This window comes from Streptomyces lunalinharesii (genome assembly GCF_039532155.1).
In the GTDB taxonomy this organism is placed as follows: Bacteria; Actinomycetota; Actinomycetes; order Streptomycetales; family Streptomycetaceae; genus Streptomyces; species Streptomyces lunalinharesii.
The window spans coordinates 147,967-169,830 of sequence record NZ_BAAARK010000003.1; the positions used below are offsets into that span (position 1 = coordinate 147,967).

Genomic DNA, 21,864 nt, shown 5'->3' on the forward strand with positions numbered 1-21,864 from the left:
TTTCGCATGCCCACGTCCGCCTCACCCACCCGCAAGATCGCCGCCATCGGCGCGGTCCTCGCCCTCGTCGTGGCGGTGATCGCCATCGGCGTCGCGGTCGGCAAGGCCGTCGAGAACGGCCGGGACACCGCCGCCTCGCCCACCGCCCCCGGAGCCGCCTCCGTCGCGCCCCAGGAGGACGCCGGACAGCAGAAGCTGTACGACGACCTCGCGGCCCGCACCAGCCGGCGCACCGCCGGCGACCCGCTCGCCGTCGGCAAGCCGGACGCCCCCGTCGTCCTCGTCGAGTACGCCGACTACCAGTGCTCGTTCTGCGGCAAGTTCACCCGGGAGACCCAGCCCGCGCTGGTCAAGAAGTTCGTCGACGCCGGCACCCTGCGCATCGAGTTCCGCAACTTCCCGGTCTTCGGCGCCGACTCCGAGCGCGCCGCCCGCGCCTCCTGGGCCGCCGGCCGGCAGGGGAAGTTCTGGCAGCTGCACGACGAGCTCTACGCCGAGACCCGCAAGGGCGACGCGCTCGCCGAGGACAAGCTGGTCGAGCTGGCCCGCACCGCCGGCGTCCCGGACCTGGCGAAGTTCCGGGACGACCTCGGCGGCCCCGCGGCCGCCGCGGCGCTGAAGAAGGACCAGGACGAGGGCTACCAGCTCGGCGTGCAGTCCACCCCGTCCTTCCTGGTCAACGGTCGGCCGATCGCCGGAGCGCAGGAGACCCAGGTCTTCGAGCAGGCGATCGAGCAGGCCGCCGCGCAGGCCGGCAAGTCCGGGAAGCACGGCGGTGCGGGGGCCGGGAAGTGACCACCGACATCGGCTACCTCGCCGCGTTCCTGGGCGGCGCACTGGCGCTGGTCAGCCCGTGCAGCGCCCTGCTGCTCCCGGCGTTCTTCGCGTACTCGCTGGCCAGCCCCGGCCGGCTGCTGGCCCGCACCGGGGTGTTCTACCTGGGGCTGGCCACCACACTGGTGCCGCTGGGCGCGGCCAGCACGGCCGCCAGCCGACTCTTCAACGGCCACCGCGACCTGCTGGTCGCGGTCGGCGGCTGGGTGGTCATCGCGCTGGGACTGGCCCAGATCCTCGGCCTCGGCTTCGCCTCCCGACGGGCCCAGGCGGCGGCCGCCCGGATCACCCCGCGCACCGCCCTGTCCACCTTCCTGCTCGGCTGCGTCTACGGTCTGGCCGGCTTCTGCGCCGGGCCGATCCTCGGGGCGGTGCTGACCGTGACGGCGATCAGCGGCTCCCCGCTCTACGGCGCCTCGATGCTCGCGGTCTACGCGCTGGGCATGGCGCTGCCGCTGTTCCTGCTGGCCCTGCTCTGGGACCGCTTCCGGCTCGGCACCCGGGGCTGGCTGCGCGGCCGCGAGCTGACCCTGGGCCGGCTGCGGCTGCACACCACGTCGCTGATCTCCGGCCTGTTCTTCCTCGGCATCGGCGTGCTGTTCCTGAGCTTCAACGGGACCAGCGCGCTGCCGGGGATCCTGGACGCGGACACCGAGGCGGACCTGGAGGGCTGGGCCGCCCGGCTGGGCAACGGCGTACCGGACGGGGTGCTGCTCGCCCTGGCGGCGCTGGTCGTCGCCGCGGTCCTCGGTCGGATCGCCTTGCGGCCGGAACGCAAGCGGGACGGCGCCGAGGACCGCGTCGAGGACCGCGGCGACGCCGGGCCCGAAGGCGCGGAGATCCCTCAGAAGCGCCCTGGGCGCCGCTAAGCGCTCAGTCGCCGGTGCCAGCCCGGGTGCGGCCGGGGGCGCGGGCGGGCGTGCGGGCGGACGTGCGGATGCTGCGCGTCCGCCCGGCGCCGGCGGTCGTTGCACAGCAGGCACTTGCCGTAACCCGCCGGCAGCGGGTCCTCCGGGTCGCCGTGGAGCGGGTCCACGGCGCCGTTGGGGTGCAGCGCGCACCCCGTCGGGCCGGTGGCCGGGGCCCCGAGCGAACTGGCGGCGGTCAGCGCCCGGCGCAGGACGTCGACGAGTTGGTCGGCGTCGCGCCGGGACGGCGCCGCGCGCAGGGCGGAGGCGAGGTCGGAGGCGGTGGTCAGCGCGGTCTGGAGTTCGTGCAGGCGTGCGTCACCCATGCCGTGGAGAGTAAGCGGCCCCACTGACAGTTGATCTTCCGATCGCACTTCGTGGCTTCCCATGGCGGCATGCATGCCCGCTGCGGCCCACGGTTTAGCACCGGGCCGGTGACCGCTCCCTGGCCGGCGCATGACCGGACGGTGCGGGGCGCGGCCGACCGCGCCCCGCCCGGCTCAGGGCGCGAGCGGCAGGGCGCGCTTGTGGGCGGTGAGGCGGTACCGCCGCACGATCGCCTCGAAGGCGGCGTCCTCGACCGGCCGGCCCTCCAGGAAGTCGTCGATCTGGTCGTAGGAGACGCCGAGCGCGTCCTCGTCGGGCTTGCCCGGGTCGAGGGTCTCCAGGTCGGCGGTCGGGACCTTGTGGACCAGCTCGGCCGGGGCGCCCAGGGCCTCGGCGACGGCCCGCACCCGGCGCTTGGTGAGCCCGGTCAGCGGGACCACGTCGGCCGCGCCGTCACCGAACTTGGTGAAGAAGCCGGAGACCGCCTCGGCCGCGTGGTCGGTGCCCACGACCAGGCCGTTCTCCGCGCCGGCCACCGCGTACTGGGCGATCATGCGCTGCCGGGCCTTGATGTTGCCGTGCACGAAGTCCTGGTGGTGCGCGTCGCGGAAGGCGACGCCACCGGCCACGGCGGCGGCCAGCGCCGCGTCGCTGGCCGGCCGGACATCGACGGTCAGCAGCCGGTCGGCCCGGAGGAACTCCAGCGCCCGCTGCGCGTCCTTCTCGTCGGCCTGCTCGCCGTAGGGCAGTCGCATCGCGAAGAACGTCGCGTCGTGCCCCTCGGTGCGGGCCCGCTCCACCGCGAGCTGGCAGAGCCGGCCCGCGGTGGTGGAGTCGACCCCGCCGCTGATGCCCAGCACCAACGAGCGCAGGCCCGTGGAGGTCAGCTGCGTTGTGAGGAAGGACACCCGGCGCTCGATCTCCCGTGCGGCGTCGAACTCCGCCGGCACCTGGAGTTCGTGGGCTATCTCCTGCTGCAGGGCCTTGGCCGCCGGGTCCGTCACGGGTGTTCCTCCACGCTCTTCGTCACGCACTGTTCGTCAGCCGCGCGATCGTGTCACGCGGAGTGTCGGCCAGGCGTATCCGGTCACTGCCGGAGAAGTTTATGCCGGATGCGCCCACTTCTTGAGCTCGGCCTTGCTGCCGAAGGACGCGACGTCCTTGTCCAGGGGCGAGTCGGTGTACTGGTGGATGCGCCAGTTCGCCTTGATCCGCGGATGCCCGGCGGAGACGTAGTCGGCGATCCACAGTCCGTCCGCGGCGTACGAGGTGTGGTCGCGGTTCAACCAGAAGTCGCGGTTGCAGTAGAGCAGCACGCGGTGGGTGGGACGGAGCTTCTTGACCTCCAGCAGGAACTGGTCCTTCTGGGCGTTGCTGGCGTACGTGCCGGAGCCGGTGGTCTCCCAGTCGGCGGCCAGCACGTCGCCCTGGACCGAGGCGCACTTCTCCACGAAATAGCGGGCCTGGGCGGCGATGTTGCCCGGCCACAGGAAGTGGTAGAAGCCGACCACGGCACCCGCTTCCCGGGCCCGCGCCGCTTGGGCGGATTGGTGCGGATTGACGTAGGAACGGCCTTCGGTGGCCTTGATGAAGACGAAGTCCAGATCCTTGGCGGAATATCCGGTGTTGTAGGAGCTGACATCGACACCGTGCAGCATGAGCGGCCCCCTGTCCGTCGGAATTGCGGAATGCGAAGCGTCATCTGCTCGAAGTGGCAGTCGCCCCCTCAGCAGTTCAGCATGTTCACGTCCGGAGACGCCAGATCGCCGCGCCGAAGTTCCGCAGGGCGCCCGCGAGTTGAGTAACGCACGGCACCGATGGGGCGGGAGGTGCGCGAGGGGTGGGAGTCCGGTGCCACGGCGGGCGTCCGGCCGTTTCAGGCCCGCGCGTCCCTCCCGGGCCGCGCGCGCAGCCGCAGCCCGATGCCACCGAGCACCCGGCGCACGGCCCGGGACCGGCGGGTGGCCCGCAACTCCTCGAAGAGCACCTGGTAGCGCTCGGCGACCGGCCCCGGGCCGTGCCGGCGGGCGCTCTCCAGCGCCGCAGCCCCCAGTGCCCGCCGGCGCTCCGGGTCCTCGACCAGGTCCAGCAGCGCCCCGGCCAGCGCCCGCCCGTCGTCGCACGGCACCAGCACCCCGCCCCCGCCGCCCTGGAGCAGCTCCGTGGGGCCCGCCGGCCGGCCGGTGCCGACGACCGGGACGCCGCGCAGCATCGCCTCGACCAGGGCCGGGCCGGACGCCTCGGCGTCCGAGGCCGAGGCGGCGATCGACGCCCCGGCGAACTCCGTGCCGTCCGGTGACCGCGGCCCGGCCAGCGCGGCCCGGTCGGCCAGCCCGAGGCCGTCGATCAGGCTCCGCAGCCGGGCGCGCTCGGGGCCCTCGCCGTGGATCCGCAGCCGCCAGTCGGGGTGCTTGGCGCAGACCGCGGAGAACGCCTCGACCAGCAGGTCGAAGCGCTCGTCGGGGGCCAGCCGGCCGGCCGCGACGATGGTCCTCGGGGCGGTGTCGCCGGCGTCGTCGGCGTCAGCGGCGTCCGCATCGGCCCCGGGCGCAGGTGCCGAGGCGGCGGTGGCCTCGGTGCGGGCGCCGGTCGCCGGCGGGCCGGGCGGCGCCGCGGGCGGCGGGACGACGGCCGGTGCCGCCAGCACCCGCACGCCGGGCAACGGCAGCCGGGTCCGCCAGTGCGCCGCCGCGTCGACGGTGGTCACCAGGGCGTCCAACGCCCGGTAGGAGCCGACGAGTTCGGCCCGCAGCAGGTCCTCGTACGCGTCGTGGCGGGGCGCCTCCTGGGCGATCCGGAGGGCACGGCGGGGGCCGAAGCGGGCCAGGTAGACGTTGATCCCGGGGCGGGTTCCGATCAGCACGTCGGCGTCGGTGCCGCGCAGGAACTCCGCGGCCCGCAGGTCGACCAGCCGGCTGTACTGGTGGTGGCGCCGGTCGGCGGTCGGGAAGTCCAGCGCCGGCTCGCCGAACAGCGGGTGCGCCATGTCGTCGCTGCCCACCCGGGTGTCCACCAGCGGCACCAGCCGCAGTCGGGGGTCCACCGCGCACCGCGGGACCTCGCGGTGCCGCAGCATCGACACCAGTTCGACGTCGTGCCGGTCGGCGAGCGCGGCGGCCAGGGCGAGGGCGGCGCGCAGAGGGGCGCCGACGGCGTAGGCGTTGTGCAACAGGAGCGTGATCTTCATGCGGTGTCTTCCGGGTGGTGCGCCCACGGGTACCCGGACGGCGCCCGGCGCCGGGCCGTCCGTACTGCCGGCCGGGCCGGTTCCGCGGCCGGTCTCCGCGGGCGGCCCGTCCGGCACCGGCCACCGTGGCGGGAGCGGGTAAGCCGAGGACGTGGCCCGGGTGAGAGACCGGTAAGAAAGGGCCCCGCGGGCCGCCCGCCCGGGGGGACCGCAGCCGTCCGCGGGGGTCCTTGGCAGACTTGCCGGGTGACTCACTGCGTGCTGCTCGCCGAGGACGACCGCCCCATCCGCACCGCGCTGGAACGCGCCCTGACCCTGGAGGGGTACCGCGTCACCGCCGTCGCCGACGGCATCCAGGCGCTGGCCGCCGCCCACCGCGAGCGCCCCGACGTGATCCTGCTCGACGTGATGATGCCGGGGATCGACGGGCTCCAGGTCTGCCAGGTGCTGCGCGCCGAACAGGACCGCACTCCGATCCTGATGCTGACCGCCCGGGTCGAGACGGCGGACCGGATCGCCGGGCTGGACGCCGGCGCCGACGACTACGTGGTCAAGCCGTTCGAGGTCGAGGAGGTCTTCGCCCGCCTGCGGGCGCTGCTGCGGCGCACCGCGCCGCCGGCCGGGGACGGCACCGGGGCCGGGGACGGCGGAGAGGGCCACGACCCGCGGGCGGCGGACAGCGGGCTCGTCGAGGCGGCCGACCTGCGGATCGACGGCCCCTCGCGGCGGGCCTGGCGCGGGACGCGCGAACTGGAGCTGACCCGCACCGAGTTCGAACTCCTGGAACTGCTGGCCCGCAACGCCGGCATCGTCCTGGACCACTCCACGATCTACGACCGGATATGGGGCTACGACTTCGGCCCGGGCTCGAAGAACCTCGCGGTGTACGTCGGCTACCTGCGGCGGAAGGTCGACGTGCCGGGCAGCCGTCCGCTGATCCACACGGTGCGTGGCGTCGGCTACGTCCTCCGGGAGGACTGAGTGTCCGGGCGCCGCGGCCCCCTCGTCCGGCCGCCGGCGGTCCGCCGGGCCGCGCGGTGGTCGGCGGCCTGGTTGCGCGCCCGCAAACCGGCCAGCCTGCGCACCTCCTTCGCGCTGGCCTTCGCCGCCGGCGCCGCCGCGGTGACCGTCCTGGTCGGCTTCCTCAGCTACGACTCGGCGGCCCGGCTGGTGCGGTTGGACGAGAAGTCGGTCTTCACCGAGGTCGTCCGCGACCTGCGGGCCCAGGTGCGGGAGCGCCCGTACGTCCCCGCCGACTACACCGCCGACGCCGCCGCCGACTCCGGTGGGCCGCGCGACGAACTGGCCGGTGCCAGCCGCACCGACGTCCAGGTCCTGTCCGCCGGCGGGCGGATCGTCGAGGTCGGGCACCCCGCGCTGCCGGCCGGGGACCGCGAGCGGCGGGTGGCCGCCCGGCCGGGCGCGGGGGACCACGAGGAACAGGTGGTCGTCCTCGGCGACGCGGAGTACCACGTCGCCACCGTGGCGCTCGGCGGCGGGCGCGGCGCCGTCCAGGTCGCCCGCAAGCTCAGCGGCACCGAGGACCTGCTCTCCGCGCTCCAGCAGCGCACCGTGCTGCTGGCCGCCGGGGTGATCGCGCTGGCCGGGGCGGTCGGCTGGTGGCTGGCCCGCCGGATCACCGGGCGGCTGGTCCGGCTGACCGCGGTCGCCGAGAGCGTCGCCGAGCGCGGTCGGGTGGATGTCGACGTGCCGGTCGAGGGCCGGGACGAGGTCGGCCGGCTCGGCCGGGCCTTCGACGACATGCTCGGGCGGCTGACCACCGCGGTCCACGACCAGCAGCGGCTCGTCCAGGACGCCGGGCACGAACTGCGCACCCCGTTGACCTCGCTGCGCACCAACATCTCGCTGCTCAAGCGGTTCGACGAGCTGCCGGCACCGGCCCGCGAGGAGCTGCTCGCCGACCTGGCCGGCGAGGCCAGGGAACTGACCGACCTGGTCAACGAACTGGTCGCGCTGGCGGCCGGGCAGCGCGACGACGATCCGGCGTCCGACGTCCACCTGGCCGAGGTCGCCGACCGCGCGGCCGCCTCGGCCCGCCGTCGCACCGGCCGGCCGATCACCGTCCGCACCGAGCGCCCGGCGGTCGTGCAGGCTCGTCCGGCGGCCCTGCACCGGGCGCTCAGCAACCTGCTGGAGAACGCCGCCAAGTTCGACGCCGAGGGCACCGCGCCCATCGACATCGTGGTCACCGGGGCCCGCATCGAGGTCCTGGACCGCGGCCCGGGCATCGCCGACAGCGACCTGCCCTACGTCTTCGACCGCTTCTACCGCGCGCCGGCCGCCCGGGGCCTGCCTGGTTCGGGGCTCGGCCTGGCCATCGTCCGGGAGATCGCGGTGGCGCACGGCGGCGGCGCCTTCGCCGCCGTCCGCCCCGGCGGCGGCGCCCGGCTCGGCTTCACGGTGGGCGCGGCCGGCCCGGGAGCGGCGTCCGACGGGGCGGTCGGGGGCGCCGGCGGCCCGAGGTGAGGCCCGGCCGCCCGGAATCGGGGCGTCCCGGCCCCCGCTAGCGGCCCGGTTGCTCGCCCTGGGCCGTTTCCACGGTCTGGTGCAGGTCGGCCGCCGCGTCCACCGCGCCCGCGGCGGAGAAGGCGACGCAGGCCAGCAGGGCGGCGGCTATCAGCCGGCGGCCGACGGGCAGCAGCCGGCCGCGCGGGCGGTCGGCCGGCCGGTCGGGGCGCAGCAGGGCGGCGACCCGCCGCGGCACCGGGCCGCTGGTCGCGGCCAGTGCGGTACCCGGGCGCGGGGCGGCCGCGGCGTGCGTCCGGGCGGCCAGCGCGGCGCGGCCGATGGCCCGGGCGGTGACCTGCCGGTCGCCCACCCGGGCGGCGGCGGACTCGTCGGCCCAACGCTCCAGGGCGTACGCCAGCGGCGCGTGCAGCCCGCGGAGCAGCGGATGGCAGGCCCCGGCCAGCGCGGCGGTCAACAGGAAGAGGTGGTGACGGCCGACGAGGTGGGCCCGCTCGTGGGCGAACAGGGCCTCCCGCTCGGCCGGCGGCAGCGCCCGCAGCATCCCCGCGGTGACCACCACCCGCCCCGGGCGGCCCGGCAGGGCGTAGGCGTCGGGCTCCGCGTCCGGCAGGACGCAGAGGTCGCCGGCGAGGCCGTGGGCGTCCGCGGTGCGCCGGGCGGCGCGCAGCTCGGCGCGGTGCCGCAGGGCGCGGCGGGCGACCGCGACCGCGCAGCAGGCCAGCAGCGCGCCGGCGACCGGGGCGGCCGGTACGGTCACGGCCGCGTCGGTGCCCGGCAGGGCCCGCTCCAGGTGGCCGAGGGCCGCGACCGGTGGCAGCCGCAGCGCCCCGGCGACCGCGAGCAGCCCCAGCGCCGCGGCCGTGCATGCGGCCAGCGCGGCGGCGCAGCAGGCCAGCAGCCAGGCCGCGGCGCGCGGCGGCAACGACTCGGCGAGCCGACGGGCGGTCGGCACCGCCAGCAGCGGCATCACCAGCGGGAGCCAGACGGCGACGATCATGGGGTGGTCCCGGAGCCGGGCAGCGGGCCGCCTGCGGGGCCCGGCGCGTCCGCCTCGTCCAGCAGCGAGCGGAGCAGCTGCTCGTCCTCGCTGGTCAGCTCGGAGACGAAGCGGGCGAGCGCGGTGGTGCGGTCGTCCTGCTTGTCCAGCTCGCTGCGCATCCGCCGGGCGGTCAGGCCGGCGGAGTCGTGTATCGGTGAGTAGGTGAAGCCGCGGCCGGCCCGGGAGCGGGAGACCGCGCCCTTGTCGTGCAGCCGGCTGAGGATGGTGGTCACCGTCGTCCGGGCGAGCCGGCCGTCCAGCTCGCCCTGCACCTCGGCGGGGGTCAGTGGTCCCGCCGCGGCCCACAGGGCCGCCAGCACGCTCGCCTCCAGCTCGCCGGCGGGGCGGCGGGCCGCGGGTGAAGTCTCCGACATGGAACGCCCTCCACCATTCCTTCGTCTACAGTGCCGTAGACCGTCTACTGGTCTGTAGACGGTGGGAGTCGGCCGCTCGGCGGACACCCGCAACCCATTATGGGAGGGGCCACCGACATGGCCGTAATGGCCGCGGCACTGCACGCCAGCACCGTCACCGAGGCGGTCAACGTCCTCGACGCCGGTTCGCTGCTCGCCGCCTTCGGCGCACTCGGCGTCGCCGTCGTCCTGTTCGCCGAGACCGGCCTGCTGGTCGGCTTCTTCCTGCCCGGCGACTCCCTGCTGTTCACCGCCGGGCTGCTGTGCGCGCCCGGCGTCGGCGGCGCCGTCCACCTCGCCCTGCCGCAGGTGCTGACCGCCGCGGTCGTCGGCACCCTCATCGGCTCGCAGACCGGCTACTGGATCGGTCGCCGCGGCGGCCGGGCACTGCTCTCACGGGGCCGCTCCCGCAAACTCCAGGAGGGCGCCGCCCGCGCCGAGGAGTACCTGGCGCGCTACGGCCACGCCAAGGCGATCGTCCTGGCCCGCTTCGTGCCGATCGTCCGCACCGTGCTCAACCCGCTGGCCGGCGCGCTGAACGTGCCCGCCCGCACCTTCGCCCTCTGGCAGGTCGTCGGTGGCCTGATCTGGGCGATCGGCCTCACCCTTGCGGGGTACGCCCTGGGCTCCTCGGTGCCCAACGTCGACCGCTACCTCCTCCCGGTCGTCGCCCTCGTGGTCCTGGTGTCGCTGTCCCCGATCGCCGTGGAGGTGCTGCGCAGCCGCAAGCAGCGCGGCGCCGACGGGCCGGCCGCCGAGCCCACCGATGCGCCGGATCACGCCACCGCGCCACCGGCACCCTGAACGACCCGGCACACTTGCTGGAGCGCACCGCGGCCGGCGCACCACCAGGGCCGCCCCCGGCACCCAGCCCGCGCACCACGCACCGAACCGCCAAGGAGAAAGCCCAGTGACCGACCTCGCCTTCGGCGGAGCCTCGATCGACGGCGGCCTGTACACCTCTGTGACGGGCTTCGCCCAGCAGATGCCGCACTTCCTCAACGTCCTGGTCTCCTACTGGACCGACCTCGGACTGAGCGTCTTCGCACTGCTGATGCTGGTCGGCTGGTGGCGCGCCCGGGCGCGGCTCGGCGGCAGCTCCCGCCGCCGGCTCGCCCGCAGTGAGGGACGCCACACGCCCGCCGTCCAAATGGCCATGGCACTGGCGGTCCCCGTCATCGTGGTCCTGGCCTACGTGGCCAACGACGTCGTCAAGAGCTTCTTCCACGAACAGCGCCCCTGCCAGACGCTGCACGTCGTCACCGTCGAGCCGTGCCCGGGCCTCGGCGACTGGTCCTTCCCCAGCAACCACTCGGTGATCGCCGCCTCCGCGGCCATCGCGCTGCTCCTGCTGGACCGCCGGCTGGGAGCCCTCGCCGTCCCCGCCGCGCTCCTGATGGGCGCCTCGCGGGTCTGGGTCGGCGCCCACTACCCGCACGACGTCCTGGTCGGCCTGATCGTCGGCACCCTGGTCGCCGCGCTCCTGATGCCGCTCGCCCGGCGCGCCGCCCCGTTGGTCGAACGGGTCCGGGAGACCCCGCTGCGCCCGTTGGTCGCCGCCCGGTGACGCCCCCGGGGGCGCCGCCTGAGCCGGCCGACGGCGCGCGCCGCGGCCCGCGCCTGGGCGCGCCCCCGCTCCGCCTGCTCGGCGCCGCGGCCCTCGGCGCCGCCCTCTTCGCCGTCGTCGCCGTCGTCGTGGCCGTCCGCGACGGCGCCCCGCTCGCCCCCGAACGGGCCGCCCTGCACTGGGCCACCGCCCACCGCGGCGAACCGCTGCGCTCCCTGGCCACCGCCCTGACCGCCACCGGCACCGGCGTCGTGCCCTATCTGATGGCGCTCCTCGCCGGCCTGCTGGCCGGCCGCCGGGCCGCCGGCCGGATCCGCGCGGCGACGGCCGCGGTGCTCGTCCTCGCCGCCTGCCAGGCGCTCCGCTACGGCCTCATGGAACTCTTCGCCCGGCCCCGCCCGCCGGTCGCCGACTGGGCCGCCCGGGCCACCGGCCACTCCTTCCCCTCCGGCCACGCCACCACCTCCGCGCTGGCCGCCGGGCTCCTCGCCTGGGGCGTGCTGCACCACACCCGCCCCGGTGCCGGCCGCGGGTGGTGCGCACTGCTCGCCCTCTGGGCCGTCGGCGTCGGCCTCACCCGCGTCTACCTGGGCGTCCACTGGGCCGGCGACGTGCTGGCCGGCTGGCTGCTGGCCGCCACCCTGCTCGCCCTCGCCCTGCTCCTGGACCCCCTGGCCGTGCCGCCCGCGGACCGCCCCGGAAGCTCCCCGCAGGGCTTGGCCATGAATCGCTGACGAACGCCCCAGGTCTTCCCCAAGGCCGCATGGACCCCCGCCGCGGCGAGCACCACTGTCGTGGGCACCGGTGACCGCGCCCGCCGTCACCGGTCCGCCTCCGCACCCGTAACCGCGCAGCACCAGGGGGACTGCCATGCACCAGTCGACGAGCGCCCCGCCCGCCGCCCGCCCGGCCACCCGGACCGCCGCCCACGACCGCTGCCCCGCCGCCGCGGCCGCCGACCCCACCCCGTGTGACGGCCCGCCCGACGCCGCCACCCTCGTCGACCGCGAAGGCCGGGAAGTGGCCGGCTGCATCCAACACTGCGCCCGCCTCCTGCCCGGCCTCGACGGCGCCCGCGTCCACCCCTTCGTCCCCACCCCCCGGGCCCTGGACATCTACTTCCGGGCCAGCGAACTCCCGCCGTTCGCCTGGGAGATCGGGCGGTAGCGGGCATCGCCCACCGCCGTCGGCGCCGTGTCGGTGGCGGGCCGTACGCTGACCGGCATGACCAAGCACGAGGGGGCGGGCGCCACCCCGCGTTCGGCGGGGGACGGCGTCCAGCGCTATTACGCCGAGTTCGCCGACGCGCTCGCCGAACGGTACGAGAGCGTCACGTTCGAGGAGGTCCACGCCGAGGTCCTGCACCTGCTGCCCGCCCCGCCGGCGCGCGCCGCCGACATCGGCTCCGGCACCGGGAGGGACGCCGCCGCGCTGGCCCGCCGCGGATACGACGTGGTGGCCGTGGAGCCGGTGGCGGCGCTGCGCGAGGTGGCCGGGCGGCTGCACGCCGACGCCCCGGTCGCCTGGCGGACGGGCGCGCTCCCCGCCCTGGAATCCCTGGCGGGCGGCCTCGACCTGATCCTGCTCTCGGCCGTCTGGATGCACCTCGACGCGGACCAGCGGCCCTGGGCCATGCGCCGGCTGGCGGAACTCCTCGCACCGGCCGGCCGGTTGGTCCTCTCGCTGCGCAACGGCCCGCCGCCCGCCGACCGCCGGATGTACGACGTCCCCGGTGACGAGACCGCCGCACTGGCCGAGCGCTGCGGCCTGCGGGTCCGCCACCTCTCGGGCGGTGGCGCCGACCGCCTGGGCCGCGCGGACGTCCACTGGAGCCACCTCGTCGTGGAGAAGCCTGAAGCGGCGGCGGGATGACGGCGATCGAGCAGGCGCAGGAGTTCTTCGCGGCCGATCCCTCGCCGCGCGCGTCCTGGCGGATGGCGGTGCTGATGGGCCGCAACTCCCGCACGTACAAGTTCGCCCTCGGACACGCGCTGCTCCAGCTGGCGGGGCAGGGGCACGCGGAGGTGTCCCTGGCGGACCTCGCGGTGCCGTACGCGCTGAGCCTGGCCGAGCGCGCCACCGACGCCCCGCAGGCACCGGACGGCTCGGCCGGCGGAGCGACGGACTTCCTGACCGTCCTCGGCCGCGCGGGCGCCACGTCGCTCCGGCTGGGACACCCCACCGAGGAGCTGCTGGCCGCTGCGGTCCGCTCCCTGCCCGTCATGGTGATGCAGAAGTTCCACAACCTCGGCGGCGAGGCGCTCGGGCACCGCTTCTACGAGCTGGGCCCCGGGACGGGCGGCCGCCGAACGGTGCGGTTCACCGACGCACTCCGCAGCGTCGCGGGGTCGGAGCAGGCCCCCGGGCTCGGCACCGAACTCGGCGCGCGCTGGCGCATCGTCGAGAACGCCTTCGACACCGGCATCGGCCGGAGCCTGATCGCCGACGGCCTGAGCGTCGACGGCACCACCCTGTACCTCACCGACCGCAGGCGCCGCCGGCCCATCGCCCACCTCACCCCCGCGGTCATCGGGTTCCAGCACCACCGCTGCCTGCTCTGCGACGACGTGATCGTCCCGGGCGCCGCGGTCCAGGTAGACCACGTCTTCCCGCGCTCGCTGATGACGCGGTACGGCGCGGTCCGCCCCTGGCCGGGCCCCGATCTGGACCTGCTGTGGAACCTCGCCCCGGCCCACGAGGCGTGCAACGGCGCCAAGAGCGACCGGCTGCCGAAGGACGCGGAGCTGATGCGGCTGGCCCGCCGCAACACCGCGATCATGAGCTCCCCGCACCCGCTCCGCCGGACGCTGGAACTCCAGATGCGGACGACGCACGGCGACGCCCGCGCGGGCGGCTGGCCCGCGTTCCTCCGCGCGGTGCGCGCCCTGGTGACCTGAGTCGCCCCACCGACACCGACACCTCCACCGACGCCCCGGGCCCGCGCGGCATGCGTCGCGCGGGCCCGGGGCGTCGTGGAGCGGGGGTCAGCACTCGATGATGTTCACCGCGAGGCCGCCGCGGGCGGTCTCCTTGTACTTGACGGACATGTCGGCGCCGGTCTCCTTCATGGTCTTGATGACCTTGTCGAGGGAGACGTGGTGGCGGCCGTCGCCGCGCAGCGACATCCGGGCGGCGGTGACGGCCTTCACGGCGGCCATGCCGTTGCGCTCGATGCACGGGATCTGGACGAGGCCGCCGACCGGGTCGCAGGTCAGGCCGAGGTTGTGCTCCATGCCGATCTCGGCGGCGTTCTCGACCTGCTCGGGGCTGCCGCCGAGCACCTCGGCCAGGCCGCCGGCGGCCATCGAGCAGGCGGAGCCGACCTCGCCCTGGCAGCCGACCTCGGCGCCGGAGATCGAGGCGTTCTCCTTGAAGAGCATGCCGATGGCGCCGGCCGCGAGCAGGAAGCGGACCACCCCGTCCTCGTCGGCGCCCGGGACGAAGTTGACGTAGTAGTGCAGCACAGCGGGGATGATGCCGGCCGCGCCGTTGGTCGGGGCGGTCACCACCCGGCCGCCGGCGGCGTTCTCCTCGTTGACGGCCATGGCGTAGAGGGTGACCCACTCCATGGCGCGGGCCGCCGCGTCGCCCTCGGAGCGCAGCGCGCGGGCGGCGTTGGCGGCGCGGCGGCGGACCTTCAGGCCGCCGGGGAGGATGCCCTCGCGGGACATGCCGCGGGTGGTGCAGGCCTCCATGACCCGCCAGATCTCCAGCAGGCCGGCGCGGATCTCCTCCTCGGTGCGCCAGGACTTCTCGTTCTCCAGCATGAGCGCGGAGATGGACAGGCCGGTCTCGCGGGAGAGCCGCAGCAGTTCGTCGCCGGTGCGGAAGGGGTGCGTCAGGACGGTGTCGTCGAGCTTGATCCGGTCCTCGCCGACCGCGTCCTCGTCGACGACGAAGCCGCCGCCGACCGAGTAGTACGTCTTCTCCAGCAGGGGCGCGCCGGCCTCGTCGTAGGCGAAGAGCGTCATGCCGTTGGCGTGGTACGGCAGCGAGCGGCGGCGGTGCAGGATCAGCTGGTTGGGCTCGTCGAAGTCGATCTCGTGCGCGGTGCCTATCTCGGCGCCGAGCAGGCGCAGCCGGCCGCTGGTGCGGATGCGCGCCACCTCGTCGTCGGCGGACTCGACGTTGACGGTGCGGGGGGAGTGGCCCTCCAAGCCGAGGAGCACGGCCTTGGGCGTGCCGTGGCCGTGGCCGGTGGCGCCCAGCGAGCCGAACAGCTCGGCGCGCACCGAGACCGTCTGGGCGAGCAGACCGTCCTTCTTGAGCCGGCGGGCGAACATCCGGGCGGCCCTCATGGGCCCGACCGTGTGCGAGCTGGAGGGGCCGATGCCGATGGAGAAGAGGTCGAAGACGGAGATGGCCACGGGGGCTGACTCCCTTGTCTGCTCGTGGTGGACGGTGGAGCACATCGGGGCAGGATGGGGTGTTTCCGGCCCGACTCTTGAGCGTAACCCGCTCGCGGGGGATTGCCGCCGGCCGGGGAGGGGCGGGCGGGCGAAGGAGAGGTGAAGCCGGACGGCGCGGCGCCGGTGGGCGGGGGAGGGCGTCCGGGAAGGAAGGGAAGGGCGGTGCGCCGGGGGAGGCCCGGCGGTGGGCCCGGTGGGCGGCGGCGGGCCCAGGACCGGCCCGCCGCCTGGTCACCGGGGGCCGTGGCGCCCCGGTGACCGGCCCGTCACAGCGACGGGTACAGCGGGAACTTCTCGGCCAGGGCCGTGACCCGGGCCTTGAGGGCCTCGCGGTCGTAGGTGGGCTTGAGCGCCTCGGCGATGATGTCGGCGACCTCGCGGAAGTCCTCGGCCGCGAAGCCGCGGGTGGCCAGGGCCGGGGTGCCGATCCGCAGGCCGGAGGTGACCATCGGGGGCCGCGGGTCGTTCGGGATGGCGTTGCGGTTGACGGTGATGCCGACCTCGTGGAGGCGGTCCTCGGCCTGCTGGCCGTCGAGCGCCGAGTCGCGCAGGTCGACCAGGACGAGGTGGACGTCGGTGCCGCCGGAGAGCACCGAGACGCCGTGCTCCTTGACGTCGTCCTGGATCAGGCGCTCGGCCAGAATCCGGGCGCCGTCGAGGGTGCGCTGCTGGCGCTCCTTGAACTCCTCCGACGCGGCGACCTTGAAGGACACCGCCTTGGCGGCGATCACGTGCTCCAGCGGGCCGCCCTGCTGACCGGGGAAGACCGCGGAGTTGATCTTCTTGGCCAGCTCGGCGGTGGACAGGATCACGCCGCCGCGGGGGCCGCCCAGCGTCTTGTGCGTGGTGGTGGTCACCACGTGGGCGTGCGGCACCGGGGAGGGGTGCAGCCCGGCGGCCACCAGGCCGGCGAAGTGCGCCATGTCGACCATCAGGTACGCGCCGACCTCGTCCGCGATCCGGCGGAAGGCGGCGAAGTCGAGCTGGCGCGGGTAGGCGGACCAGCCGGCGACGATCAGCTTGGGCCGGTGCTCCTTGGCGAGGCGCTCGACCTCCTCCATGTCGACCAGGTTGGTCTTCTCGTCGACGTGGTAGGGCACCACGTTGTAGAGCTTGCCGGAGAAGTTGATCTTCATGCCGTGGGTCAGGTGCCCGCCGTGGGCGAGGTTCAGACCCAGGATCGTGTCGCCCGGCTTGATCAGCGCGAACATCGCGGCGGCGTTGGCCTGCGCGCCGGAGTGCGGCTGGACGTTGGCCGCCTCGGCGCCGAAGAGCGCCTTGATCCGGTCGATGGCGATCTGCTCGACGACGTCGACGTGCTCGCAGCCGCCGTAGTAGCGGCGGCCCGGGTAGCCCTCGGCGTACTTGTTGGTCAGGACCGAGCCCTGGGCCTCCATGACGGCGACCGGAGCGAAGTTCTCCGACGCGATCATTTCGAGGGTGGACTGCTGACGGTGCAGCTCGGCGTCGACGGCGGCGGCGACGTCGGGGTCGAGCTCATGGAGGGAGCTGTTCAGAAGCGACATGGGACTTCCTGGAGAGAGGGGGAGCGGGCGGGGCGCCGCGGCCCGGCCCGTGCGGTGGCGGGGCCGGGGCCAGGGCACTCCCAGCGTGAGCTGGGGGAGTCAGCCGGCGGTGAAGGCGGTGTACGCGTCGGCCGTGAGCAGGTCCTCCGGCTCACCGGTGATCTTCACCTTGAACAGCCAACCACCCTCGAACGGGGCGGAGTTCACCAGCGACGGGTCGGCGACGACGTCCTCGTTGACCGCGGTGATCTCGCCGTCCACGGGCGAGTAGAGGTCGCTGACCGACTTGGTCGACTCCAGCTCACCGCAGGACTCGCCGGCGGTGACGGTGGCCCCGACCTCGGGGAGCTGCACGAAGACGACGTCGCCGAGGGCGTTGGCCGCGTGCTCGGTGATGCCGACCGTCGAGACGCCACCCTCGGCGTCCGACAGCCACTCGTGCTCCTTGCTGTAGCGCAGCTGCTGGGGGTTGTCCATGGCTCGATTCTCCTGTACGCGGGGGTGTGGTGGTGAATGGGGGCGCCTCCCGGACGAACTCCGGGGGGCGCGTCTCGCCCAGTGAGACGCGGGTGGCGGACGCGACGGCCCGGGTCCACGGCGGGCACCGCGGACCGACCGGCGCCGGTGCCTACTTCTGCCGCTTGTAGAAGGGCAGCGCGACGACCTCGTACGGCTCGTGCGTGCCGCGGATGTCCACCCGGACGCCCTCGGTGCCCGGCGCGGCGAGCCCGGCGTCGACGTAGGCGATGGCGATCGGCTTGCCCAGCGTCGGGGACGGCGCCCCGGAGGTGACCTCGCCGATCACCGTGCCGTCGGCCGCCACGACCGGGTAGCCGGCGCGCGGCACCCGGCGCCCCTCGGCGACCAGGCCGACCAGCTTGCGCGGCGGGGCCTGCTCGGCGCGCTCGGCGGCCGTCGCCAGCGCCGCGCGGCCGACGAAGTCGCCCTCCTTCTCGAACTTCACGACCCGGCCCAGGCCCGCGTCGAACGGGGTGAGCGCGGTCGTCAGCTCGTGCCCGTACAGCGGCATCCCCGCCTCCAGGCGCAGGGTGTCGCGGCAGGACAGGCCGCACGGGACCAGGCCGACGTCCCGGCCCGCCGCGGTCAGCGCCTCCCACACGGCGACCGCGTCCGCCGGGCGGACGAACAGCTCGAAGCCGTCCTCACCGGTGTAGCCGGTCCGGGCGATCAGCGCCTCGACGCCGGCGACCGTCCCGGGCAGCCCCGCGTAGTACTTCAGCCCGTCCAGGTCGGCATCGGTGAGCTTCTTGAGGATGCCGGGGGACTCCGGGCCCTGCACCGCGATCAGCGCGTAGGCGTTCCGGTCGTCGCGGACCGCGGCGTCGAAGCCGGCCTGCCGTGCCGCCAGCGCGTCCAGCACCACCTGGGCGTTGGAGGCGTTGGCGACGACCATGAACTCCCGCTCGGCGAGGCGGTAGACGATCAGGTCGTCGAGGATGCCGCCGTCGGGGGCGCAGATCATGGTGTAGCGGGCCCGCCCGACCTTGAGGGCGCCGATGTTGCCGACCAGCGCGTGGTCGAGCAGCGCACCGGCCTGGGGACCGGTGACGGTGATCTCGCCCATGTGGGAGAGGTCGAAGAGACCGGCGCGGGTGCGCACCGCGACGTGCTCCTCGCGTTCGCTGCTGTAGCGCAGCGGCATGTCCCAGCCGGCGAAGTCGGTCATGGTCGCGCCGAGCGCGCGGTGCGTGGCATCCAGCGCGGTGCGGCGGGGGGCGTCAGTGGCATCAGTCATCGTGCTGGGCTCCCAGGCATGGGTGACAAGACGGTCTCCCCATCTGTCATCGGAACCTGAGAGGTTCACCGGGAGTCCGCGGACGGACCCGGTTTGCACCTTGGGTGGAGCCGCCCCCCTTCAGCCGGGCCGCGACTCGCTTTTCAGATCTGCCTCGCCCGCGCGGTATAGGGGCCTGAGAGATTCAAGGGAGGACTTGCTCCTTCGGCGCCCCGCCGTGGCGGCCGGGGACTCTCCCGCGCGGATTCAAGCGGCCGGTATGCAATTGGCTGGCTGTGCACGAGTGACCAGTGGTGGGCCCGTGGCGGCCACATCATTGCACGGGATCGCCGGATGCAGGAGTCCCAGCCGTCGCTCCGCGGCCGGTCGCCCGCCCCGCGCACGGCCCGCGGGCGCCGCCACCGGGCCGCCCGACGGCACCTCCGGCCCGTCAATTCCGGTGCCCCGATGGGCAATCGCCTTGCTGCGCATTACCTTTTCTTGACACTCTGCGGGAAGGCCGGGCCCGGACATCCGGCCCGATCCGACGGGGAGGGGCGATCACGGTGCACAGCGAAGCGGCGTACGCGACGACGGCGGGGGCCGCCGTGCCGGAGCCCGGCCCGGCGCCGACCGCGCCCCGGGCGACGCGCCGCCCCGCCGCCCGCCCGGCCGCCCGGCCGCGGATCACCGACCTGCGCGGCGCCGACCGCACGCCGCGCACCGCGCTCCGCTTCCCGCCCGGCGACCTGATCGTCGTCTCCGGCCTGCCGGGCAGCGGCAAGAGCACCCTGATGGGCCGGGTCGTGCCGCGGCGCGACGGCCGCGGCACCCGGGTGCACCGCGTGGACTCCCAGGACGCCCGGGAGCGCTGGCAGCGCGGCCGGCTGCGCCGCCTGCCCTACACCCTCTACCGCCCGCTGGTCCGGGTGGCGCACTATCTGGTGCTGCGCCGCGCGCTGCGCTCCGGCGCGAGCGTGGTGGTGCACGACTGCGGGACGTTGGCGTGGGTGCGGCGCTGGCTCTCCCGGGCGGCGCTGCGCGACGGCCGACGGGTGCACCTGATGCTGCTCGACGTGGAGCCCGAGGCTGCGCTGACCGGCCAACGGGCGCGCGGCCGGCGGGTCTCGCGGTACGCCTTCGCCCGGCACCGCAGGGCGGTGCGCCGGTTGGTCGCCCGGGCCGAGGCGGCCCGGCTCCCGTCGGGGTTCGGCTCCGCGGTGCTGCTGGACCGGGCCGCCGCCGGGGCGTTGGAGCGCGTCACCTTCGGCTGAGCCGGCGCCGGAGCGCCCGCGTCCGGTTCGGCTCCGGCGCACCTCGGGGCCGCCGCCGGCTTCGGCGCGCGGTGCTTTCCCGGTTAGGGTCTGATCCACCGGGCGGGTCGGCGGGTCCGCCCCCAGGGTCAGGGGCCGGGGAGCGCGGCCAGTAATGGGTGGGTGAGATGAACTATCCGGACAATTACCCGCAGCACGGCGGTCCGGTGCCGGGGTGCGTCCCGGACGCGGGGATACCGCAGTTGGCCTGGCCGGCCAACGAGCTGGAGCAGGTGCTGGCCGCGTCGGTCGGACACCCCGAGGCCGGGGGACGGATCGTCGAGGTGCTGGGCCGCAGCCGGGTGTGGGTGCCGCTGCCAGAGGGCGGCGGCCCGGACAGCGCGGGTCCCGGGGCGGGCGGCCTCGACCTGCCGACCGTCGAGATCGGCGGCGTCGCGTACGTCCCGGTCTTCAGCTCCGAGCAGGAGTTCCTGAAGGCCGTCGGCGCGCACCTGTCGTACACCGTCGCGCCGGCCCGGGAGTTCGCCCGCGGGCTGCCGCCGCTGCTGGGCGTCGCGGTCAATCCGGGCGGCACGGTCGGCGTGCCGCTGCCGCCGCCCGCCGTGGCCGAATTGTGTCGGTCCGGACGGTCGGACCTGGACGGTCCGCCGGTCGGTGGCGCCCGGGTCCGGCTCTTCGAACCGGACTGGCAGGACGAGCCGGTGGACTTCCTCGCCGCCGCCGGCCTGGCGTTCTCCGCCGCCGGGTGCGTGCTGTCCGCCCGGCGCGCACTGGCCAGCGTCGAGGGCGACACGCCGGCGCTCTTCGTCGGAGTGCAGCTCGACGTCGCCCCCGAGCGGCTGCACGACGGCAGCGCCCGCGACGAGGTCCTCCACGCGTTGGGGCAGGCGCTGGGTCAGGTGCCGGTCCCCTGGCCGGTCCAGCTGGTGCTGCTCGACATCGCCCAGGGCGATCCGGTCGCCGACTGGATGCTGGAGCGCGTGCGGCCCTTCTACACCCGGGGCCACTCGTAAGCTGGGGGAACGACGGGCGGGCGCAGGCCCTGCCGGCAGAAGGGACGGACCACGTGAGCGCGGGTGCGCATCAGGGAGCGGCGGCGGCCGACCAGGTCGAGCAGATGCTGCGGCAGGTCTCGCCCGGGCGCTACGACGCCTACGAGGCGTTGCTGGGGGCCCTCGCGCACGGGCAGGTCTGGATGCTCCTGTGGCACGGCCGGGCCGGTCAACCCGACGCGCAGTACGGCAACATGGAGGTCGACGGGCTGGGCTACGCGCCCTGCGTGACCTCCGCCGCCGAGCTCGCCGCCTCCGGCTGGACCCGCGACCACGAACTCGTCAGCGGCCCCGAGATCGCCGCCTCGCTCTTCCCGGACCGCTGGGGCCTGTGGCTGAATCCGCACGCTCCCGGCGGCGGGGTCGGCGTCCCCTGGCTCGACCTGCGCCGGATCGCCGCCGGCCTCGACCGCCTGCCGGCCGGGCCGCTGCGGATCTCCGAACCGGTCATCGACATCCCGCAGTTCTACGCCCTGCTCGCGCAGAACGCCCACCGGACGCCCCCGGTGCGCGCGTTGCGCCGCGCATGGGTGCAACCCGCCCTCGGTGCCCCTTATCTGGCGATCGGGCTGGACCTGTACGACACCGGGCAGCCGTCGGTGGACGCCGCCCGGATGATGATCCAGCAGTCGATGGGCGCGGTGCCGGACGGACTGCCGGTCTCCACGGTCGCCATGAACGACGAGTACGACCCGGTGGGGATGTGGATGCGGGCCTGCGCCCGCCCGTTCTTCGACCGCGACGGCTACGCCCAGCCGCCCGCGCCCGGACCCACCTACGGGTACGGCTACCCCCGCCCCTACTGACGCCGGCGGGCGCCCGCACGGCCCCGCCCGCCGCCGGCCTTGCGCCGGATTCCCCTCATCTGCACGCCGGTTGACGCCCCTCCCGAGCGCCCGGCGCACCGCTCAGTCGGCCCTGCTGTTCGTATAACGGAAAGCCGCGGAGCACATCACAGTTGCGCATCCATTCACCGTCAGGGCTGGTGACTGATCGCGACTCGGATGAAGACTCCCGGCATCGAGGACCTCGGTCCTTTGTACGAACGTCGTTCCCCGCCGTTGTCCTGCGCACCTTTGATCCGTCCGCAGTGCCGACTCCCG

23 protein-coding genes and 1 riboswitch are annotated in these 21,864 nt (G+C 75.0%); of the genes, 13 read left to right on the forward strand and 10 right to left on the reverse strand.

All coding sequences use genetic code 11. The annotated features are described in order from the left end of the window. Positions 1-6 precede the first annotated feature (6 nt). A complete protein-coding gene (locus ABD385_RS06595; protein WP_344574041.1) occupies positions 7-795 on the forward strand; it encodes a DsbA family protein in 789 nt (262 codons plus the stop codon). Further along, positions 792-1,703 (forward strand): cytochrome c biogenesis CcdA family protein, encoded by a 912-nt coding sequence (locus ABD385_RS06600; RefSeq protein WP_344574042.1) that lies wholly within the window; start codon positions 792-794, stop codon positions 1,701-1,703. Before ABD385_RS06595 ends, ABD385_RS06600 begins: the two co-directional genes overlap by 4 nt. Here the strand turns inward: ABD385_RS06600 and ABD385_RS06605 are convergent. The 4 genes from ABD385_RS06605 to ABD385_RS06620 form a co-directional block, all read right to left on the reverse strand. Beyond that, on the reverse strand, positions 1,700-2,068 hold the full coding sequence (locus ABD385_RS06605; protein ID WP_344574043.1) for a hypothetical protein: 369 nt from the start codon (positions 2,066-2,068) through the stop codon (positions 1,700-1,702). The genes ABD385_RS06600 and ABD385_RS06605 overlap by 4 nt on opposite strands. A gap of 174 nt (positions 2,069-2,242) precedes the next feature. Beyond that, on the reverse strand, positions 2,243-3,073 hold the full coding sequence (gene nadE / locus ABD385_RS06610) for an ammonia-dependent NAD(+) synthetase (RefSeq protein WP_344574044.1): 831 nt from the start codon (positions 3,071-3,073) through the stop codon (positions 2,243-2,245). A 99-nt stretch (positions 3,074-3,172) separates the two neighbouring features. Next, positions 3,173-3,727: a GH25 family lysozyme gene (locus ABD385_RS06615; protein WP_344574045.1), complete on the reverse strand. Its 555-nt coding sequence runs from the start codon at positions 3,725-3,727 to the stop codon at positions 3,173-3,175. Between the two features lie 218 nt (positions 3,728-3,945). Beyond that, the gene (locus ABD385_RS06620; protein ID WP_344574046.1) at positions 3,946-5,256 is read right to left on the reverse strand and encodes a glycosyltransferase; all 1,311 of its coding nucleotides are present in this window, start codon (positions 5,254-5,256) and stop codon (positions 3,946-3,948) included. A 246-nt stretch (positions 5,257-5,502) separates the two neighbouring features. On the opposite strand from ABD385_RS06620, the gene ABD385_RS06625 reads away from it, so the two are divergent. Then, on the forward strand, positions 5,503-6,237 hold the full coding sequence (locus ABD385_RS06625; RefSeq protein WP_344574047.1) for a response regulator transcription factor: 735 nt from the start codon (positions 5,503-5,505) through the stop codon (positions 6,235-6,237). Next, entirely contained in the window at positions 6,238-7,743 is a 1,506-nt protein-coding gene (locus tag ABD385_RS06630; RefSeq protein WP_344574048.1) for a sensor histidine kinase, read from the forward strand. Positions 7,744-7,780: 37 nt separating this feature from the next. Here the strand turns inward: ABD385_RS06630 and ABD385_RS06635 are convergent, their stop codons facing one another. Continuing rightward, positions 7,781-8,743: a M56 family metallopeptidase gene (locus ABD385_RS06635; protein WP_344574049.1), complete on the reverse strand. Its 963-nt coding sequence runs from the start codon at positions 8,741-8,743 to the stop codon at positions 7,781-7,783. Further along, the gene (locus ABD385_RS06640) at positions 8,740-9,159 is read right to left on the reverse strand and encodes a BlaI/MecI/CopY family transcriptional regulator (RefSeq protein ID WP_344574050.1); all 420 of its coding nucleotides are present in this window, start codon (positions 9,157-9,159) and stop codon (positions 8,740-8,742) included. Before ABD385_RS06640 ends, ABD385_RS06635 begins: the two co-directional genes overlap by 4 nt. A 126-nt stretch (positions 9,160-9,285) precedes the next feature. Between ABD385_RS06640 and ABD385_RS06645 the strand changes: the two genes are divergently transcribed. The 6 genes from ABD385_RS06645 (at position 9,286) to ABD385_RS06670 (ending at position 13,662) form a co-directional block, all read left to right on the forward strand. Further along, complete coding sequence (locus ABD385_RS06645) at positions 9,286-10,002, forward strand: DedA family protein (RefSeq protein ID WP_344574291.1); 717 nt, start codon at positions 9,286-9,288, stop codon at positions 10,000-10,002. Positions 10,003-10,108: 106 nt separating this feature from the next. Then, entirely contained in the window at positions 10,109-10,765 is a 657-nt protein-coding gene (locus ABD385_RS06650) for a phosphatase PAP2 family protein (protein WP_344574051.1), read from the forward strand. Then, a complete protein-coding gene (locus ABD385_RS06655) occupies positions 10,762-11,499 on the forward strand; it encodes a phosphatase PAP2 family protein (RefSeq protein ID WP_344574052.1) in 738 nt (245 codons plus the stop codon). Before ABD385_RS06650 ends, ABD385_RS06655 begins: the two co-directional genes overlap by 4 nt. A gap of 136 nt (positions 11,500-11,635) precedes the next feature. Next, positions 11,636-11,932, forward strand: a complete 297-nt coding sequence (locus ABD385_RS06660; protein ID WP_344574053.1) for a hypothetical protein — start codon at positions 11,636-11,638, stop codon at positions 11,930-11,932. Positions 11,933-11,989: 57 nt separating this feature from the next. Beyond that, positions 11,990-12,637: a class I SAM-dependent methyltransferase gene (locus tag ABD385_RS06665; protein WP_344574055.1), complete on the forward strand. Its 648-nt coding sequence runs from the start codon at positions 11,990-11,992 to the stop codon at positions 12,635-12,637. Next, on the forward strand, positions 12,634-13,662 hold the full coding sequence (locus tag ABD385_RS06670) for an HNH endonuclease (protein WP_344574056.1): 1,029 nt from the start codon (positions 12,634-12,636) through the stop codon (positions 13,660-13,662). The genes ABD385_RS06665 and ABD385_RS06670 overlap by 4 nt, the downstream gene beginning before the upstream one ends. Before the next feature lie 87 nt (positions 13,663-13,749). On the opposite strand, the gene ABD385_RS06675 is transcribed toward ABD385_RS06670, so the two are convergent. The 4 genes from ABD385_RS06675 to gcvT form a co-directional block, all read right to left on the reverse strand. Then, positions 13,750-15,132: an L-serine ammonia-lyase gene (locus ABD385_RS06675; protein WP_344574057.1), complete on the reverse strand. Its 1,383-nt coding sequence runs from the start codon at positions 15,130-15,132 to the stop codon at positions 13,750-13,752. A gap of 308 nt (positions 15,133-15,440) precedes the next feature. Continuing rightward, a complete protein-coding gene (gene glyA / locus ABD385_RS06680; protein ID WP_344574059.1) occupies positions 15,441-16,700 on the reverse strand; it encodes a serine hydroxymethyltransferase in 1,260 nt (419 codons plus the stop codon). Positions 16,701-16,799: 99 nt separating this feature from the next. Continuing rightward, on the reverse strand, positions 16,800-17,177 hold the full coding sequence (gene gcvH / locus ABD385_RS06685) for a glycine cleavage system protein GcvH (protein ID WP_344574060.1): 378 nt from the start codon (positions 17,175-17,177) through the stop codon (positions 16,800-16,802). Between the two features lie 151 nt (positions 17,178-17,328). After that, entirely contained in the window at positions 17,329-18,456 is a 1,128-nt protein-coding gene (gene gcvT / locus ABD385_RS06690) for a glycine cleavage system aminomethyltransferase GcvT (protein ID WP_344574061.1), read from the reverse strand. Between the two features lie 153 nt (positions 18,457-18,609). Beyond that, positions 18,610-18,705: riboswitch (glycine riboswitch) on the reverse strand. A gap of 290 nt (positions 18,706-18,995) precedes the next feature. Between gcvT and ABD385_RS06695 the strand changes: the two genes are divergently transcribed. From ABD385_RS06695 to ABD385_RS06705, 3 genes are all read left to right on the forward strand, one after another. Then, positions 18,996-19,709 carry an AAA family ATPase gene (locus ABD385_RS06695; protein WP_344574292.1) on the forward strand — a complete coding sequence of 238 codons (714 nt, stop codon included), beginning with the start codon at positions 18,996-18,998 and terminating at the stop codon, positions 19,707-19,709. Between the two features lie 167 nt (positions 19,710-19,876). After that, a complete protein-coding gene (locus ABD385_RS06700; protein ID WP_344574062.1) occupies positions 19,877-20,722 on the forward strand; it encodes an enhanced serine sensitivity protein SseB C-terminal domain-containing protein in 846 nt (281 codons plus the stop codon). Positions 20,723-20,775: 53 nt separating this feature from the next. Continuing rightward, positions 20,776-21,567, forward strand: coding sequence for an enhanced serine sensitivity protein SseB C-terminal domain-containing protein (locus tag ABD385_RS06705; protein ID WP_344574063.1), 792 nt, complete (start codon positions 20,776-20,778; stop codon positions 21,565-21,567). The last annotated feature ends 297 nt before the right edge of the window (positions 21,568-21,864 follow it).